Source organism: Methanolacinia petrolearia DSM 11571, assembly GCF_000147875.1.
GTDB lineage: Archaea > Halobacteriota > Methanomicrobia > Methanomicrobiales > Methanomicrobiaceae > Methanolacinia > Methanolacinia petrolearia.
Genome location: NC_014507.1, coordinates 1,591,945 through 1,605,942 on the forward strand (window position 1 = coordinate 1,591,945; position 13,998 = coordinate 1,605,942).

Below are 13,998 nucleotides of genomic sequence, written 5' to 3' on the forward strand. Positions count from 1 at the left end.
CATGACAGAAAAATCTACGGAAAACAGGGAAATCCCTTTATCCGGCATTCTGAAAATTACGCTCGCCTACGGATTCGTGGGCTTTGCGGCGATAATAGTCCTGTACGTCATCATGAACGTTTTCTGGGCCGCCTCGATGATGAATATTCTGTATTCCATCGGTCTTGTCCAGACATATATTATGGTCCTCTTCGTCCAGTTCTCGGCAGGCTTCTTCGCCCAGATCGCCATCTACAGGAGAGATCGTGCAGAAGGCCCGGAAGCAGACGGAGAACCGGGATCGCTTCAGGTGAAATTCAGCTGGTACGGGCTTTTGGGAGGACTGTTTACCGGGATCTACATCTTCCTCTTTCCGACAGTCATAATTCTCCTCGCATCTTTCGGCAGTTCCGGTCTGATGCATTCGCTCACAAACATCTTCAACAACTTCTTCCCCTTTGTCATATCAGGATTAATCGGAGGAGTTGCAGGATCCTACTATGCCGGATCACTCCTGAAGAAAGGATTTCCCGGCGGAGAAGATCCCAACAGGGCATTGCAGGAAAAATTTGCCTGCTTTGCATTAACGGCACTCCTAATCGTATTCGTGCCGCTTTTTTTCGGTCTTGCCGCCGCACATCTCCAGGAGCCTGAAGTAATCAGCTACGGGGAATACAATTCAAACAATCTCGTTTTACTGAAGATCGATCCGTACGGCAACAGGACCTGGGAAACAGATCCGATAACAACGACAAACACTCAGCCCGGCACCGTCCTGGAGATGGAAAACGGAAGTTACGCTCTTTTCGGGTATGAATTCTCGACACACGGGAACCTGAATACCCTGACCTATGTCAGTAAAGACGGAACAATCTCCGATCCCGTCCCGTTCCTCAGGGGCGACGGAGAAACAGGCAGTCCTGTCGAAATTCCCGGCTCAGGCTTTTTGATATCCTACTACGGCAAAAATATCCTCGGGCTGGACTACAACGGGAGCATAACCGGCCAATATTCAATTCCAGAATCTCTAAAACAAAATGAAAATTCCGTTAAAATTGTGCCTGTCGATGGAAATAAGTTACTCATCAGCCGGGGGGTAGACTGTGCCTTTATGGATTCCAGTGGAAATATTTCCGGCACCAGATCATTTGCATATGAAGGATATACCGGACGACCTTACAAGATGACAATAAATGATGTGGCTCCTGCCTATAACGGCGGGTACATTCTCTGTATAAAAGACGATAAATCCGGGGATTTGAAGGCAATCTGGCTCGACGATAACTTAAACCCGGTAAAAGAAGAGATTATCGGAACTTCTCATGCATCCTATATCTCCATTGACAGCGGCAGTGACGGCAATATCATAATCGTCCGGGACGTCGACCGCCCGGAGGACAATCCCGCGGATTATAAAGAATATTTCCATATATATTACCCGGATTCGGGCACATATCACGATGTAATGACCGGCAATTCATTCCCGGAGATTTTTGTTGACGGGAATTCCGGATATACCCTCTTCTCGGTCAGGGACAAATGGCTCTCAGATGAAAAGGAACTGGTTATGGAAACCTGCGATTTCGACGAAACATGCTCGGATTCCATAAAACTCCTGGAAGGAGAATTAAAAGGAGTCAAAATAATGCAGACATCCGACGGCGGATATCTTATTGCATACCTGACAGGAGGTGAGGAAGAATGACGGGAAAGACGATCTCCCCGTTAATCGTTCTTTCGATTCTCGTGATCTTCTTCGCCGGAGGATCGGTTTTTCTCGCAATGACCCTGCCGGAAGGGTGCTCCGATGTCTGCGGGCCGGTTTATGAGGTCAACTACTTAGACACATTTTACATCCTCTCCCCGGGAAACATCCCCGGCAGCATTTACTATGGCGAGCCTGAGATAGAATATGACGGAGAGAAGTGGACTCTTCCAAAAGACTATGGAAACGAAATAAACCGGGAACACCGGATTTCGGATGAAGAATACATGTTTCCGCCGGGAGCCGCAATCCCCGTTTACAACCCGGACATTGAGATAAAAGACGACAAAGTATTCTTCGACGCCATTGTCTACAACAACATCGGCTACGATCTCTCTAATGTTACATTCAGCGTTTTATTCGATGTAACAATCAGGAAGAACACCGACGGCGGATACGGTGCATACAGCAGGTACGATCCCGGCCTCTGGCCGGAAAACGTCACAATAGAAAATCTCCCGGACAACTCGTCAAAGGAGATTAGGATCTTCGCCCCGCTTTTCGAGGTGAGCGGGCCCGAATCGGTACATGTCGACGTATTCATGATCCTGCCTGAAAATTTGACGGCAGAAGACGGAACCCTGCTTGAATTCGACAGAAACGAGTACATCCCTTCCGTAACCATACCGGATATCTACGATGCAGGCAGTTCCGGCAGACAGAACGACCAGACAAACGTATTCGGGTATTACATCAACGGGCGATGATTACCCTGACAGGTAATGCCCGAAACCCTTCCCCAGGCGTACTTATTCCACGGATTAAAATCCGTATTCACAATATAACTCCATATTTTACCCGGGAAAGTTATATTTCGTGAGAGATTCTTCTTTCTAACAGGAATTGATCATCATTTAACCGGTTGAAAATAATCAAAACAAATCTCCAGAATCTCCCAATAAACTGAAAGAGGCGCCTGCATGATTGAGATCTACAAATCAAACCCGGAAGAATCCGCCGTCATCAAGATCGATCAGCCTGAAAAGAACTGCTGGATCAATCTTACCCACCCTTCGGGAGACGAAATAGGAAAGATCGCCTCTGAGCTGCAGATTCCGGCCGACTTTCTCGCCGCAGCCCTTGATGAAGAGGAAAGACCGCGTCTCGAATACGAAGACGGCGTTTCGCTCATATTAATCGATATCCCCCGCGAGACCGAAAGCGACATGCCGTACCTGTATGACACGCTCCCTCTCGGGATAATAATCAAGCAGGACCATGTCGTCACAATATGCCTCTCCGAGTCCCCCATCATCAGGCAGTTCATCGACGGGAGGATCAAATCGTTTTTCACCAGTAAAAAGACGAGATTTCTCTTCCTGATTCTATACCAAACCGCAAAACAATACCTGAAATACCTCAGGATAATAGACAGGAAAAGCACGGAATTCGAAGAGGTGCTGAAAAAATCAATCCGCAACGAAGCCCTGCTCACGCTCATGAACCTGCAGAAGAGTCTCGTATTCTTCTCGACATCCCTGAAATCAAACGAGATCGTGCTTGAAAAGATCATGAAATCGAGCCCGATACAGTTCTACGAAGAAGATGTCGAACTCCTCGACGATGTCATCATCGAGAACAAGCAGGCGATCGAGATGGCGAACATCTACACGACAATCCTCACCGGAACCATGGACGCGTTCGCCTCGATAATCAATAACAACATGAATGCGATCATAAAAATACTGGCATCGATCACTATCATCCTATCGATACCGACCATCGTCACCAGCTTCTTCGGGATGAACGTCGGCCTCCCGCTACAGCAGAATCCGCTCGCCTATATATACATCATACTATTTGCCGCGATAATCTGCTTCTGTCTCGGTTATATCCTGAAGAAGAAAGATTTCCTGTAATACTGTAAGGATGCATTCCGGGCATATCCGGTGCCGCCCGGGAAAAAAATAAAAAATTATACCTTATGTAAGGTACTGTTGTCGGAATCGGTAAGAGTCTCCCCGTCTGATGACATTGTGAACGTGAAATCCCATTCTTCATCCGGGTAGTTGACATCGAAGACATAACCGTCGTTATCGGAAAGTCCTTCGTATTTTACTTCACCATAATATGTCCAGGATTCATCGACATTTCCGTCCGCATCGAATGTAAGGCTACCGGAAAAGTCGCCACCTTTATAGACCCACGTACCGACAATCGGATCGTCGCCTGCTACGGAAGTGCCGTTCTGTTTCTCATAGTTTGTATCCCCCGTTCCGTCATCGAAAACAGTACCGTTTTCCGTAAGATAATACGTGTAGACTGTTCCGTCGGTATACGTCACCAGGTAACTTACGGTTCCGTTTTCCGATGCACCAGGGGTCCACGTTCCGTTAAAAACCCAGGTATCCTTTAATACCCCGGCCGGACCTATAGAATAGGTTATGGAGGCCCCGTTCGTCATATTACCGGAGCTCCAGTCGCCTGTGAGCAGCGAATTTGCCGTCTGTTCGGCTGAAAGTGTCTCGTTCTCCTCTATAATAGGAATCCCTGCCGAATCTGTAGTAGTACATCCCGACAGGAAGACAAATACCAGCATAATAACGATTGCCACAAATCCAATCCTTTTATACATATAATAAGATTGAAATAACACGGATATATTCCTGTTGGAATGATAAAACTGAAAACGTTCTTTATTTCATAAAATATCTCCACCAGAGAATGTAATTTAGGTTAAATTAACCGGTTTTTACAGAGGATCAGTTTCCGGCATGCATGTCCTCATCGTAAGACAGGAGAAGGCTGAAAATCCCCGGTCATGCACCGAAGGTTTGCAGGGCAGGTGTCATTATACCGCGAAGAAAGGTCGCACTCTATTGCACAGACCAAATGCCATCGTCCATTTTAAGAACTATATCATATTCGCAGGACAGGTCTGTTTTATCCAAAAAATTTATAAATTCACAGGCATATATCGAACCGATCAGATATGACAGGATCTTCAGCTTCAACGGGAACTCTGGATAACACTCTTCGTGAGATCTTAAACAGGCTCGAGCGTATAGAATCGAAAATAGATGAGAATTATTACCCGCCGGAGGATTCCATCAGGGGCGAATTCATCGAGGAGACCGAGGCCATAAGGAAAGAGATCGAAGCAGGTCACTTTTCAAAATGCAAAACGGCAAAAGATCTCTTTTCAGGAACAACAAATGAATAATATTTTTTCTCTTGTCTACGGCACCGATTTTAAATTAAAGCTTAAGAAGATCTGCAGGAACGACAAAAGATTCTGCAACCAGATCGAGAATAAGATCGTCCTCATACAGGAAAATCCAAAATCCGGCAAAGCCATGAAGAGTGTTCTAAAGGGGACACGAAGAATCCATGCGGGACATTATGCCATATTCTACGGAATCGATTATGAAACCCGCAAGATCATCCTGATGAACATCGGTCATTACGATCGCCTGTATACTAAAAAATAAATTTTATTTGTGTTTTCCCGGAGAAGTATGGATATCACCTCTAATTTCTGTAGGGCATAAGCCCCTGACGGGGCAGCCCAAGCGCAATATTTCTTCGCTGTCGCTCTGAAATTTGCACAATGAAGATAACCCGGCCTGGACACTACCCTCCGGGTAGTCCCGGCCGGGAAACTAAAATACAAATTGGTGACCGAAGGTCGTCCCGGGTATCGAAAGGGCGAAAGCCTTTCGGTTGTCTCAGCCGGGAAGAGGAAATTCAGATAAAATAAAGAAATTAAATGAACAAAGAAGGGCAAACATTCCTCTTTACATTTGTCAGATTTGAAATCACACTCTTTTTAGAGAGAAGCTGCCCGTAAGGGCAGCATTATCGCCGGCGCAAAGCCCTGAGGTCAGGGCGTGTTCGCAGAGCGAACTTGCGCAAGGGTTGCCTCATGAAAGAGCTTAATCTTAAAATTGGAATTCGAATCAATAAAAAAAAAGAAAGAAATATCCTTCACTCGACAATAAGATTCCCGGAATACCTGTCCTCGTCCGCAAGAAGGAAATCCTCGCTCATATGCAGGCAGTGCACGGGGCAGGCGTCGTTGCACTGCGAACAGAAGATGCACTGCGTCACGTAGATCCTGACAGTCTTCGTCTCCTTTATGAACTCGATTGCATTCGCGGGACATACACGGGTGCAGATCTTGCAGCCGATGCAGATGTCCCTGTCATAGGTGATCTTGCCCCTGAAATTTTCCGGTGTCGGAACCGGGGGGTTGATCTCCGCCTTTCCCTCCGCGACCTTCCCGAGGAATCCGGTTATCGATTTCGGGAGATACTTCGCAGGGAAAAGATTCGTCGCCGGCTTCTTCAGGATCTGTTTTAAGACCTCTACCATTGTCGGAAGGAAACTCATAATACGACACCTCCCTTCATGAGCACATCAAGGATCACCAGGACAAGGCCGGACAGGGCCGCAACCGCGATGTATCCCCAGTAGATCGAGACAAGGTGGTTTATCCTGAACCTCGCCATCGAAACACGGATCAGGCTCACAGAGAAGAACATCACGACGATGACCTTCAGGATGAAGAAGATAACATCCGCAACAAGAGCCGTCCACCCGGTGATTCCCGTAAACCACGAGATATTCCACGGGAGGAATATCGCAACCGCGAGAGCTGTCATCGCGAAGGTCTTCACACCGCCTGCGAGGTAGAACAACCCGAGATTTCGCCCCGAGTATTCTGCAACGATTCCGCCGCAGAGTTCGGTCTCCGCTTCGGGCGTGTCGCACGGAACACGGGAGAGCTCCGCAGGCGTGACCCATGCAAGAACAAAGAGAAGGATCAGGCAGCCGATGATGCCGAGCGGCCCGACGACGTCCCAGATGACCATTCCGGTTCCGACACCGCCCATCGTCGCAAGCGAGAACGGATCGGCGAAACCGGCCATCGCAAACCTATATGCGACAGCGACGATCGCAACCGCGAGCGGGAACTCGTAGGCGATCATCGTTACCATCTCCCTCTGGGCGCCGACAGTTGCATACGGCGAACCGGATGCAAAACCGCCTGCGACCATCGCAAGAGCGGGAACGGTCAGGATATACATGACAAGGATCGCGTCCCCGAATCCGCCCAGCACTGGACTCAGTCCTGCAACGGGGATGTAAAGGAGCAGGGTTATCGCCGATGCAAGAGCGATCACAGGCGCCGCGTTGAAGACCGAAGCGACCGCATTCTCCGGAACGATGCTGTCCTTTGACATCAGTTTCGCGACATCGATGAACGGCTGCCTCAGAGGCGGCCCGACCCTCGCCTGCATATGTGCGGCGAACTTCCGGTCGATACCGAGAAGGATCAGCCCGAAGACGATCCCGATAAAGGCAAGGGCAACTGTTCCGCCGACGACGGTCAACAGAAGATCGATCTGATCACTCATCGTTCATCAGCCTCCTCGTTCTCTCGACCGACAAACGATGCAGGTATTCCTTCGAATAAATATCCGGCTTTCCGTCTCTCACGACCGCAACCCTGTCGGTGCAGGACATGCACGGGTCGATCGATGCGACGATAATCGGGATATCGGCGATCTGCTCGCCCTTCAGGATCTCAAGCCACGAAAGCTGATTCGAATACGTCGACGCCTTGACCTTCCACATATAGGGTGCATCGGATTTGTTCATCCGCACATAGTGAAGGCATTCGCCGCGTGGAGCCTCGACTCTTCCGACCGCCTCGCCTTCGGCCTTCTTGCACGTCGCAAGGAGCTTGGGCATCTTCGTCTCCCAGAGTGTCTCTCCTTCGGGGATCTGCTTTAAGCACTGGCGGATAAGGTCTACGGACTGGGCGACCTCGAGGAGCCTCACGACAATCCTGTCATATACGTCGCCCCTCGTCTCGCCGGTGTACTGGTCGGGCATGACATAATCGAAATCGAGATCGCCATAGGCACCGTAGGGCGAATCGAGCCTTACATCCATCTTCACGCCGGATGCACGGGATGTCGGGCCTACGGTGCAGAGCTTCAGCGACGCCTCCCTTGTAAGAATACCGCAGTCCCTGCAACGCATCGTTATAGTCTTGTCATGGAGGAAGAGCTTCAGGAGTTTGCTGATAAGACCTTCGTAGTACTGGAGCCCCTCTTCGATCCGTGCGAACTTCTCCTCTTCGATGTCTCTCCTGACACCGCCGACCTGTACGATCGCGTAATTCACCCTGTTGCCGGTGAGAAGCTCGATTAAGTCCATCGACTCCTCGCGGACACGCCATGCAAGATTGAAGAGTGTATCGAAGCCGAGCTCATGAGCCGCGACTCCGGCCCATAGCAGGTGCGACTGTATCCTCTCGAACTCCGCAAGGATAGTCCGGATGTAATGAGCCCTGTCGGGAACCTCGATTCCGGCGATCTGCTCGACGGCCTTCGCAAAGGCGAACGTATGCGAAACACCGCATATACCGCAGATCCTGTCTGTCAGGTGAACGATCTGGACGGGATTTCTTCTCATCCCCATCCATTCGATACCCCTGTGAGCCTTTCCGGGTGCGAAGTCGACCTCTTCTATGGCCTCGCCGTTGATCTTAAAAGTAAAGAGGATCGGCTCCTTCAGCGCCGGGTGGGTCGGCCCGATCGGGATCGTATACGGGGCCTTCTTGGACTTGTTCTCACTCATCGCTCTTCACCTCCTCTTTGGGTTCATCTTTGGCGGGTTCGGAAGCCTCCGGTTTCTCCCCGGGTTTTTTCTCCGCCTTCTTCGCAGGCTCTTCGTCGCTCTTTTTCTTCTCGGGCTTTGGCTTCACCGGGGGATTCGGACGGTCTTCGGGCCTTCCGACGGCCCAGAGGTCCTTGACCATATCGTCACGAATACCGGCATCGTCCTTTCTCCACGGGTATATGCCCTCCGGGAAATCGTCAGGAAGGAACAGTCCCCTCTGGTCCGGGATTCCGTCCACGATTATTCCCATCAGCTCCTGCTTCTCTCTCTCGGAGTAAACAGCACCGGGGATCAGATCCGAGATCGTCGGGACGACCGGATTTTCCTTCGGCACAGATACGATGAAGCTGACCGTTATCTCCGAACCCTTCGAGCCGAAGAAGATTGTGAAATGATAGAGGACATCGATCTCTTCGATCATATCGACCGCAGATATGACGCCGAGATGCGGGAAGTCGATCGAGATCAGTTCTCCAACAGCATCGTGGAGAATCTCCGTCTCGATCTTCATCCAGATCGAATTTATCGGCGTCTTCTTCGTTCCCTCGCACCACTGCTTTATTTCGGAGCTGATTATTTGGTCCCCGAACTTCGAAGCGAACCTCTCCGCGACCTCTTCGGCCGTCATCATATTCTTGGCCGTATCAGTCATTTTTCCCCTCCTGGAGTCTTTCGAGTTTTGCAATCGCCTTTACCACGCCGTTGATTATCGCTTCCGGCCTCGGGGCACACCCTGGGACATATACGTCCACCGGGATAACTTCCCCGACCGGACCGTCGAGATTATACGAGTCATAGAAGACCCCGCCCGACTGCCCGCATGCTCCGACGCAGATTACGACCTTCGGGTCGGCCATCTGCTCGTATACGCGGATAAGCCTCTCCTTCATCGCGTGGACGACAGGCCCGGTGACGAGCAGGACGTCCGCATGACGGGGCGAGCCGACAAGCTTTATCCCGAACCTCTCGGGATCATGCCTCGGCATCAGTGTTGCCACGATCTCGATATCGCAGCCGTTGCACGAACCGGAGTTGAAGTGGAAGACCCAAAGCGACCGGTTCAGTGATTTCGACAGTCTCATAGCCCGCCACCCCCGAGAACAATAACCATTACAAGGGCAATGACCCCGAGGAACCAGAGGATGTAATCCGTAAGAATTCCCGAATGAAGGGGCACGATTTTGTCGTAATAACCCTCGAGCGCCTTCGTGAATCCCCAGTACATGTTTCCGCCGCGGACATGAACCTCGCTCTTTTCGGGCTCGGCGTTTCCGGAGATAAACGGCTTCGTCTGCTCCGTGCCCTTATTATAATCCGACTCGCCCCTGCTCCAGATGAGCCAGGCGATAATTATCGCGATTATGAAAGCCGCAAGCCAGATGAGCGGATTCCACGAACCGAATCCCGTATATAATGTCTCGATTGCAGCCATTTCAGGCACCTCCCAGGACTGCGGCGATATAACTCCCCTGGTCGACCAGTGCATTCGCCGCAGGCTCTATCAGGTAATTTACGACCTGCTCGGGGAAGACCCCAAAGAGGATCACGAGCACTGCAAGGATTCCCATTCCGGCAAGCATGAACCGCGGGACCTCGCGGACACTTTCATACTCGGGCAGCTTCGGCCCCATGAATATCGAATGGAAGACCTTCACGAAGGACGCAAGGGTCAGGATCGATACGATCATCGCTATGACCGACAGGATCGGGCTGAACATGAACACCGACTCGTAGATCATCAGCTTCGACGCGAAACCGTTGAAGGGCGGAATTCCTGCGATTGCAAGTGCTCCGATCATGAAGAAGACCATAGTCCATTTCATCTCGTGCCCGAGTCCGCCAAGTTTGTTCAGGTTCCTCGTTCCCGCCTGGTAGAATATCGCACCGGCAGTCAGGAAGAGCAGGCCCTTGTACATCGCGTGGTTGATTATATGGAAGAGGCCTCCCTCCATCGCGGTCATTCCGAACGACTCCATCATCGCCGCATTTCCGAGAACTGCGAGACCGACACCCACACCGAGGAGCATGTAGCCGGTCTGCGAGACCGCGTGGTAGGCCATCAGGCGTTTGACGTCCTTCTGCGGGATCGCCATCGAGACTCCGATGAACATCGAGAGGACACCGATTATTATTATGATCCAGCCGACCGTCGCGTAATCGAGCGTCACGTTGTATAATGTAAAGACGACCCTGAACACACCGTAGAGACTCGCCTGGCTTGCAACAACAAGGAAGGCGGTTACGGAAGACGGCGCCATCGAGTACGCATCGGGAGTCCAGAAGTGCATCGGGACTGCACCGGACTTCATCGCGAGCGCTACAAGCAGGAGCACCAGTGCAATCTTGTCGAGAACGCCGAACTGCATGTTCTCCGCGATTACCGCCATATTCAGCGCATCATACTGCCCGTAGAAGAGCCCGATCGAAAAGAGCACCATCAGCCCGCCGAGTGTCGAGAGCACCGCATACTTGAGACCGGCCTCCACTGCGTATCCCTTGTCGACCCGTGATGCCACAAGTGCTGCACCTGCGAGCGAATTGATCTCTAAGAAGACGAAGAAGTTGAAGATATCTCCGGTGCAGACCATTCCGAGGATTCCTACCTCCATCAGGAGGAGGAGTGCATAGAACGAGTCTTTGCCGGACATCTTCGACTGGCTCACGATCGAAAAGAGCGTTACCGCAAATCCGACGATCGATGCCGAGATTGCCATGAAGACGCTCATTGCATCGACTGTGAATATGATCCTGAACGGGAACCCGCCGGAATCAGCGGGAACCGTCGCCGTGGGATTTGACGCACCGAAGGTGTATACGACCGTCCCGGACGAGAGAACCTCGTTCATCAGCAGCGTTGCGATACAAAGTGTCGCGAAACTTACGAGCAGGACCCATGCATTCCGTGCTTTATCGGACAATTTTCCGACGAGCGGTGTAAGGAACGCCCCGAGCATCGGGACGGCCAGCAGGAGTGCCGGCAGGTTTTCCATAATCCAGCCGGTTATCATCCCTTAAGCCTCCCTGTCTTCTCGACATCCACGGTCCCGTATTTCTTGTAGATTATCATTACGAAAGAGAGGAGCAGTGCGGTCGTCGCGATCCCGATAACGATATTCGTAAGCGTCATCGCCTGTACGGTCGGGTAGACCATCTCCCCGCCGGGAGAGTTCGTGAAGATCGGAGCGATTCCGCCGCTGATATATCCTGTCGCAACGAGGAACAGGTTCACGCCGGCCTCGACAAGCGAAAGGCCCATCACGATCCTGATGAGGTTCCTCTTTGTGACCATCATCACTATTCCGATAATGATGATCAGTCCGGCCGCGATATACGGAAGATTATAGATCATTCCGCCTTCACCTCCTCGATTCCCGAGAGCATGTGCAGAATTATCAGCCCCATCGCACCGATAACCTCGATACCGACCGCGATGTTCATCAGCGGAATTGTTCCCGCCGTGTTCAGGAATCCGGGGTTCGCCCCGAATGCAACCGACTCACCGAAGATGAAGCCCCCGTTTGCGAGCCAGTTGAAGAAGAATGTCGTACCGAGGGCTATCGCGACGAACGCCGTGACTATGAACAGAAGGAGGCCGAGAGCCTCGGTGTACTTCATCGAATCGGTGGAGAACTTCTTTTTGATGATCTCCGGGGAGAATGCTACGAGCATCAGCACGAATCCTGTTGCAGCAACCGCTCCGCCCTGGAACCCGCCGCCCGGAGTGAGATGCCCGTGGATTATTATATAGAACCCGAAGACGAGGATGAACGGGAATATTATATTCGCCGTCGACCTGACGATCTTACTCATATTCATACTCTTCATCCTCCTTCATTCTGCGAAACATCAGTGTCACGCCGAGAACGGCGGTGAACAGGACCGTAGCCTCGCCAAGCGTATCGAATCCCCTGAAGTCGAAGACGACCGCGGTAACGATGTTGTTCGCCGCCGAGAGCTCCTGCCCGTTGTCGATCATATAATTGTCCATCTCGTCATGTGCAGGTGACCCGAAACTCATCACGGTCGCCGGGAAAAGAAGCGATGCCGTAAGGATTATTATGATTGCAGCGGTCAGCATACCCTTCGTGCTCATAATTCATCCTCCTCTGAAGTTTCCCCGGGTTTCCGGGTTCCCTTTATGGCGATTACGAATATTGCGGTCGTAAGTCCCGCTCCGATGGCCGCTTCGGCGATTGCCACATCCGGCGCCTGGAGCAGGTAGAACTCGACAGACATCAGGAAGCTGAACACACCGAATGCGATTGCCGCCGAGAGCAGGTCCTTTAAGACATAGATGACCACGGCGCTTATCACGAGGCCGATTGCCACAATAATCTGGATCAGAAGATACAGGTCGATCATTTTTTCGCCTCCGAAAGTTTGTCGACTACAGCCTTCGCCGGTTTCTGGCCGGACCTGTACGCCGCCCTCGCGATCGCATGCGATCCGGTCGCGTTGGTGAACGCAAGTGCGAAGAGTATTATGACTACGTTTACGGAGAGATCGACGAATTGGGAGTCTTTCGATGAAAAGAATCCCCCGGCACAGTATACTATCGCAGCAAGGCCGAGGAAGATCGTCCCGAAGGTGGTCATCTTCGTCTCCGCATGAAGTCTCGTGTAGACGTCGGGAAACCTCAGAATTCCTATGACGCCCAGCATATTGAACACAAGGCCGATTATTATAAAAATTATAACAAGAGTCTCTATCATCAAAGTTCACCCCCGATATACTTCGCGATGAAGAGCGTTCCGATGAACGAAAGAAGAGCATAGACGATCGCGACCTCTACGAAGAAGAGCTCCTCATAACCGATTCCGACTACAAGAAACACCCCGACCGTCAGGGTGTTTATCACGTCGAAGGCGACGACCCTGTCAGGCGCAGTCGGTCCCTTTACAAGTCTCAACATCGCGATGACGATAAGGAGACACAATATTCCCGCAACGATGAACCAAAGTTCGCTCATTCTGCGATCCTCCTGATCCACCCGACGAGGTTGAATATCGGAAACAGGTCTTTTTCGTCCGCAATCTCTTTTGCAGCAAGTTCTTCGCTCACGTTGATTACATGAACGAAAAGGTCTCCCGATTCCTCGTCCACCTCCACGGACAAGGTTCCGGGAGTAAGCGTAATCGAGTTTGCAAGAAGAAGCACCCCGAGGTCCGTCTTCAGCCCGGGCGAGATCCTCACGATCCCCGGGTTTATTTTTCCCGTGATCACCCTCATAGCGACGTCGAGGTTCGCCCTCGCCATCTCGATGAAGAACGGGATGATATAGATTACCAGCAATACCCATCTCAGGGGATTTATCATCCTGTAATTTTTGCTGCTGCAAAAGAACCTGCCCGAGATTGCCCCTGCAACAACTGAAACGAATACCCCTGCGATGATCTCCTCATAACTCCATAGTCCGAGCACATCTCCGCTTCCCGATGTCAGAATCAGGTAAAGAATGAAGCACAGGATTGCAGTTACGATAAAAGGCATCAAAACTCCATCACTCCTCTCTCCGTAATCGATACAATTTCAGATTTCCAGCATAAATACCCGGAATTAAGGAAAAAAGATCCCGGAACCAGCAATTTGCTATGATTAATAATGATATATTCCGACATAAC

Annotated in this window: 20 protein-coding genes; 5 read left to right on the forward strand and 15 right to left on the reverse strand. The window is 51.0% G+C overall.

Annotated elements, in window-relative coordinates; genetic code table 11:
- Window position 1 precedes the first annotated feature (1 nt).
- From MPET_RS07930 to MPET_RS07940, 3 genes are all read left to right on the forward strand, one after another.
- A complete protein-coding gene (locus tag MPET_RS07930) occupies window positions 2-1,684 on the forward strand; it encodes a hypothetical protein (protein WP_013329499.1) in 1,683 nt (560 codons plus the stop codon).
- Window positions 1,681-2,451, forward strand: a complete 771-nt coding sequence (locus MPET_RS07935; RefSeq protein ID WP_013329500.1) for a hypothetical protein — start codon at window positions 1,681-1,683, stop codon at window positions 2,449-2,451. The genes MPET_RS07930 and MPET_RS07935 overlap by 4 nt, the downstream gene beginning before the upstream one ends.
- 213 nt (window positions 2,452-2,664) lie before the next feature.
- Window positions 2,665-3,603 carry a magnesium transporter CorA family protein gene (locus MPET_RS07940; RefSeq protein ID WP_013329501.1) on the forward strand — a complete coding sequence of 313 codons (939 nt, stop codon included), beginning with the start codon at window positions 2,665-2,667 and terminating at the stop codon, window positions 3,601-3,603.
- Window positions 3,604-3,659: 56 nt separating this feature from the next.
- On the opposite strand, the gene MPET_RS07945 is transcribed toward MPET_RS07940, so the two are convergent.
- The gene (locus MPET_RS07945) at window positions 3,660-4,319 is read right to left on the reverse strand and encodes a hypothetical protein (RefSeq protein WP_013329502.1); all 660 of its coding nucleotides are present in this window, start codon (window positions 4,317-4,319) and stop codon (window positions 3,660-3,662) included.
- A gap of 357 nt (window positions 4,320-4,676) precedes the next feature.
- Between MPET_RS07945 and MPET_RS07955 the strand changes: the two genes are divergently transcribed.
- Window positions 4,677-4,907, forward strand: coding sequence for a hypothetical protein (locus tag MPET_RS07955; protein ID WP_013329503.1), 231 nt, complete (start codon window positions 4,677-4,679; stop codon window positions 4,905-4,907).
- On the forward strand, window positions 4,900-5,175 hold the full coding sequence (locus MPET_RS07960; RefSeq protein ID WP_013329504.1) for a type II toxin-antitoxin system RelE family toxin: 276 nt from the start codon (window positions 4,900-4,902) through the stop codon (window positions 5,173-5,175). The genes MPET_RS07955 and MPET_RS07960 overlap by 8 nt, the downstream gene beginning before the upstream one ends.
- Before the next feature lie 496 nt (window positions 5,176-5,671).
- On the opposite strand, the gene MPET_RS07965 is transcribed toward MPET_RS07960, so the two are convergent.
- The 14 genes from MPET_RS07965 to MPET_RS08030 are packed head-to-tail and all read right to left on the reverse strand — an operon-like array spanning window position 5,672 to window position 13,867.
- The gene (locus tag MPET_RS07965; RefSeq protein ID WP_013329505.1) at window positions 5,672-6,076 is read right to left on the reverse strand and encodes a 4Fe-4S dicluster domain-containing protein; all 405 of its coding nucleotides are present in this window, start codon (window positions 6,074-6,076) and stop codon (window positions 5,672-5,674) included.
- Window positions 6,073-7,104 carry a respiratory chain complex I subunit 1 family protein gene (locus MPET_RS07970; RefSeq protein WP_013329506.1) on the reverse strand — a complete coding sequence of 344 codons (1,032 nt, stop codon included), beginning with the start codon at window positions 7,102-7,104 and terminating at the stop codon, window positions 6,073-6,075. The genes MPET_RS07965 and MPET_RS07970 overlap by 4 nt, the downstream gene beginning before the upstream one ends.
- Window positions 7,097-8,335, reverse strand: coding sequence for a hydrogenase large subunit (locus MPET_RS07975; protein WP_013329507.1), 1,239 nt, complete (start codon window positions 8,333-8,335; stop codon window positions 7,097-7,099). Before MPET_RS07975 ends, MPET_RS07970 begins: the two co-directional genes overlap by 8 nt.
- Entirely contained in the window at window positions 8,328-9,029 is a 702-nt protein-coding gene (locus tag MPET_RS07980; protein ID WP_013329508.1) for an NADH-quinone oxidoreductase subunit C, read from the reverse strand. The genes MPET_RS07975 and MPET_RS07980 overlap by 8 nt, the downstream gene beginning before the upstream one ends.
- Window positions 9,022-9,459 (reverse strand): NADH-quinone oxidoreductase subunit B family protein, encoded by a 438-nt coding sequence (locus tag MPET_RS07985; protein ID WP_013329509.1) that lies wholly within the window; start codon window positions 9,457-9,459, stop codon window positions 9,022-9,024. The genes MPET_RS07980 and MPET_RS07985 overlap by 8 nt, the downstream gene beginning before the upstream one ends.
- The gene (locus tag MPET_RS07990) at window positions 9,456-9,809 is read right to left on the reverse strand and encodes a hypothetical protein (protein WP_013329510.1); all 354 of its coding nucleotides are present in this window, start codon (window positions 9,807-9,809) and stop codon (window positions 9,456-9,458) included. The genes MPET_RS07985 and MPET_RS07990 overlap by 4 nt, the downstream gene beginning before the upstream one ends.
- 1 nt (window position 9,810) lies before the next feature.
- The gene (locus MPET_RS07995) at window positions 9,811-11,385 is read right to left on the reverse strand and encodes a proton-conducting transporter transmembrane domain-containing protein (protein ID WP_013329511.1); all 1,575 of its coding nucleotides are present in this window, start codon (window positions 11,383-11,385) and stop codon (window positions 9,811-9,813) included.
- Window positions 11,382-11,726 carry a sodium:proton antiporter gene (locus tag MPET_RS08000; RefSeq protein WP_013329512.1) on the reverse strand — a complete coding sequence of 115 codons (345 nt, stop codon included), beginning with the start codon at window positions 11,724-11,726 and terminating at the stop codon, window positions 11,382-11,384. Before MPET_RS08000 ends, MPET_RS07995 begins: the two co-directional genes overlap by 4 nt.
- Window positions 11,723-12,193, reverse strand: coding sequence for an MnhB domain-containing protein (locus MPET_RS08005; protein ID WP_013329513.1), 471 nt, complete (start codon window positions 12,191-12,193; stop codon window positions 11,723-11,725). The genes MPET_RS08000 and MPET_RS08005 overlap by 4 nt, the downstream gene beginning before the upstream one ends.
- Window positions 12,180-12,470 (reverse strand): hydrogen gas-evolving membrane-bound hydrogenase subunit E, encoded by a 291-nt coding sequence (mbhE, locus tag MPET_RS08010; protein ID WP_013329514.1) that lies wholly within the window; start codon window positions 12,468-12,470, stop codon window positions 12,180-12,182. Before mbhE ends, MPET_RS08005 begins: the two co-directional genes overlap by 14 nt.
- Complete coding sequence (locus MPET_RS08015) at window positions 12,467-12,739, reverse strand: hydrogenase subunit MbhD domain-containing protein (protein ID WP_013329515.1); 273 nt, start codon at window positions 12,737-12,739, stop codon at window positions 12,467-12,469. Before MPET_RS08015 ends, mbhE begins: the two co-directional genes overlap by 4 nt.
- On the reverse strand, window positions 12,736-13,089 hold the full coding sequence (mnhG, locus tag MPET_RS08020; protein WP_013329516.1) for a monovalent cation/H(+) antiporter subunit G: 354 nt from the start codon (window positions 13,087-13,089) through the stop codon (window positions 12,736-12,738). Before mnhG ends, MPET_RS08015 begins: the two co-directional genes overlap by 4 nt.
- Window positions 13,089-13,346: a cation:proton antiporter gene (locus MPET_RS08025; protein ID WP_013329517.1), complete on the reverse strand. Its 258-nt coding sequence runs from the start codon at window positions 13,344-13,346 to the stop codon at window positions 13,089-13,091. Before MPET_RS08025 ends, mnhG begins: the two co-directional genes overlap by 1 nt.
- Window positions 13,343-13,867: a Na+/H+ antiporter subunit E gene (locus MPET_RS08030; RefSeq protein WP_013329518.1), complete on the reverse strand. Its 525-nt coding sequence runs from the start codon at window positions 13,865-13,867 to the stop codon at window positions 13,343-13,345. Before MPET_RS08030 ends, MPET_RS08025 begins: the two co-directional genes overlap by 4 nt.
- Window positions 13,868-13,998 lie beyond the last annotated feature (131 nt).

What these genes read in the sequence shown, in the direction of transcription:
- MPET_RS08015 (WP_013329515.1), bottom strand. Translation starts at nt 12,739, where the DNA reads ATGATCGACCTGTATCTTCTGATCCAGATTATTGTGGCAATCGGCCTC.
- MPET_RS08000 (WP_013329512.1), bottom strand. Translation starts at nt 11,726, where the DNA reads ATGATCTATAATCTTCCGTATATCGCGGCCGGACTGATCATCATTATC.
- MPET_RS07975 (WP_013329507.1), bottom strand. Translation starts at nt 8,335, where the DNA reads ATGAGTGAGAACAAGTCCAAGAAGGCCCCGTATACGATCCCGATCGGG.
- MPET_RS07955 (WP_013329503.1), top strand. Translation starts at nt 4,677, where the DNA reads ATGACAGGATCTTCAGCTTCAACGGGAACTCTGGATAACACTCTTCGT.
- MPET_RS07990 (WP_013329510.1), bottom strand. Translation starts at nt 9,809, where the DNA reads ATGGCTGCAATCGAGACATTATATACGGGATTCGGTTCGTGGAATCCG.
- MPET_RS08025 (WP_013329517.1), bottom strand. Translation starts at nt 13,346, where the DNA reads ATGAGCGAACTTTGGTTCATCGTTGCGGGAATATTGTGTCTCCTTATC.
- MPET_RS07940 (WP_013329501.1), top strand. Translation starts at nt 2,665, where the DNA reads ATGATTGAGATCTACAAATCAAACCCGGAAGAATCCGCCGTCATCAAG.
- MPET_RS07930 (WP_013329499.1), top strand. Translation starts at nt 2, where the DNA reads ATGACAGAAAAATCTACGGAAAACAGGGAAATCCCTTTATCCGGCATT.
- mbhE (WP_013329514.1), bottom strand. Translation starts at nt 12,470, where the DNA reads ATGAGCACGAAGGGTATGCTGACCGCTGCAATCATAATAATCCTTACG.
- MPET_RS07995 (WP_013329511.1), bottom strand. Translation starts at nt 11,385, where the DNA reads ATGATAACCGGCTGGATTATGGAAAACCTGCCGGCACTCCTGCTGGCC.
- MPET_RS07935 (WP_013329500.1), top strand. Translation starts at nt 1,681, where the DNA reads ATGACGGGAAAGACGATCTCCCCGTTAATCGTTCTTTCGATTCTCGTG.
- MPET_RS07970 (WP_013329506.1), bottom strand. Translation starts at nt 7,104, where the DNA reads ATGAGTGATCAGATCGATCTTCTGTTGACCGTCGTCGGCGGAACAGTT.
- mnhG (WP_013329516.1), bottom strand. Translation starts at nt 13,089, where the DNA reads ATGATAGAGACTCTTGTTATAATTTTTATAATAATCGGCCTTGTGTTC.
- MPET_RS08030 (WP_013329518.1), bottom strand. Translation starts at nt 13,867, where the DNA reads ATGCCTTTTATCGTAACTGCAATCCTGTGCTTCATTCTTTACCTGATT.
- MPET_RS07945 (WP_013329502.1), bottom strand. Translation starts at nt 4,319, where the DNA reads ATGTATAAAAGGATTGGATTTGTGGCAATCGTTATTATGCTGGTATTT.
- MPET_RS07960 (WP_013329504.1), top strand. Translation starts at nt 4,900, where the DNA reads ATGAATAATATTTTTTCTCTTGTCTACGGCACCGATTTTAAATTAAAG.
- MPET_RS07985 (WP_013329509.1), bottom strand. Translation starts at nt 9,459, where the DNA reads ATGAGACTGTCGAAATCACTGAACCGGTCGCTTTGGGTCTTCCACTTC.
- MPET_RS08005 (WP_013329513.1), bottom strand. Translation starts at nt 12,193, where the DNA reads ATGAATATGAGTAAGATCGTCAGGTCGACGGCGAATATAATATTCCCG.
- MPET_RS07980 (WP_013329508.1), bottom strand. Translation starts at nt 9,029, where the DNA reads ATGACTGATACGGCCAAGAATATGATGACGGCCGAAGAGGTCGCGGAG.
- MPET_RS07965 (WP_013329505.1), bottom strand. Translation starts at nt 6,076, where the DNA reads ATGAGTTTCCTTCCGACAATGGTAGAGGTCTTAAAACAGATCCTGAAG.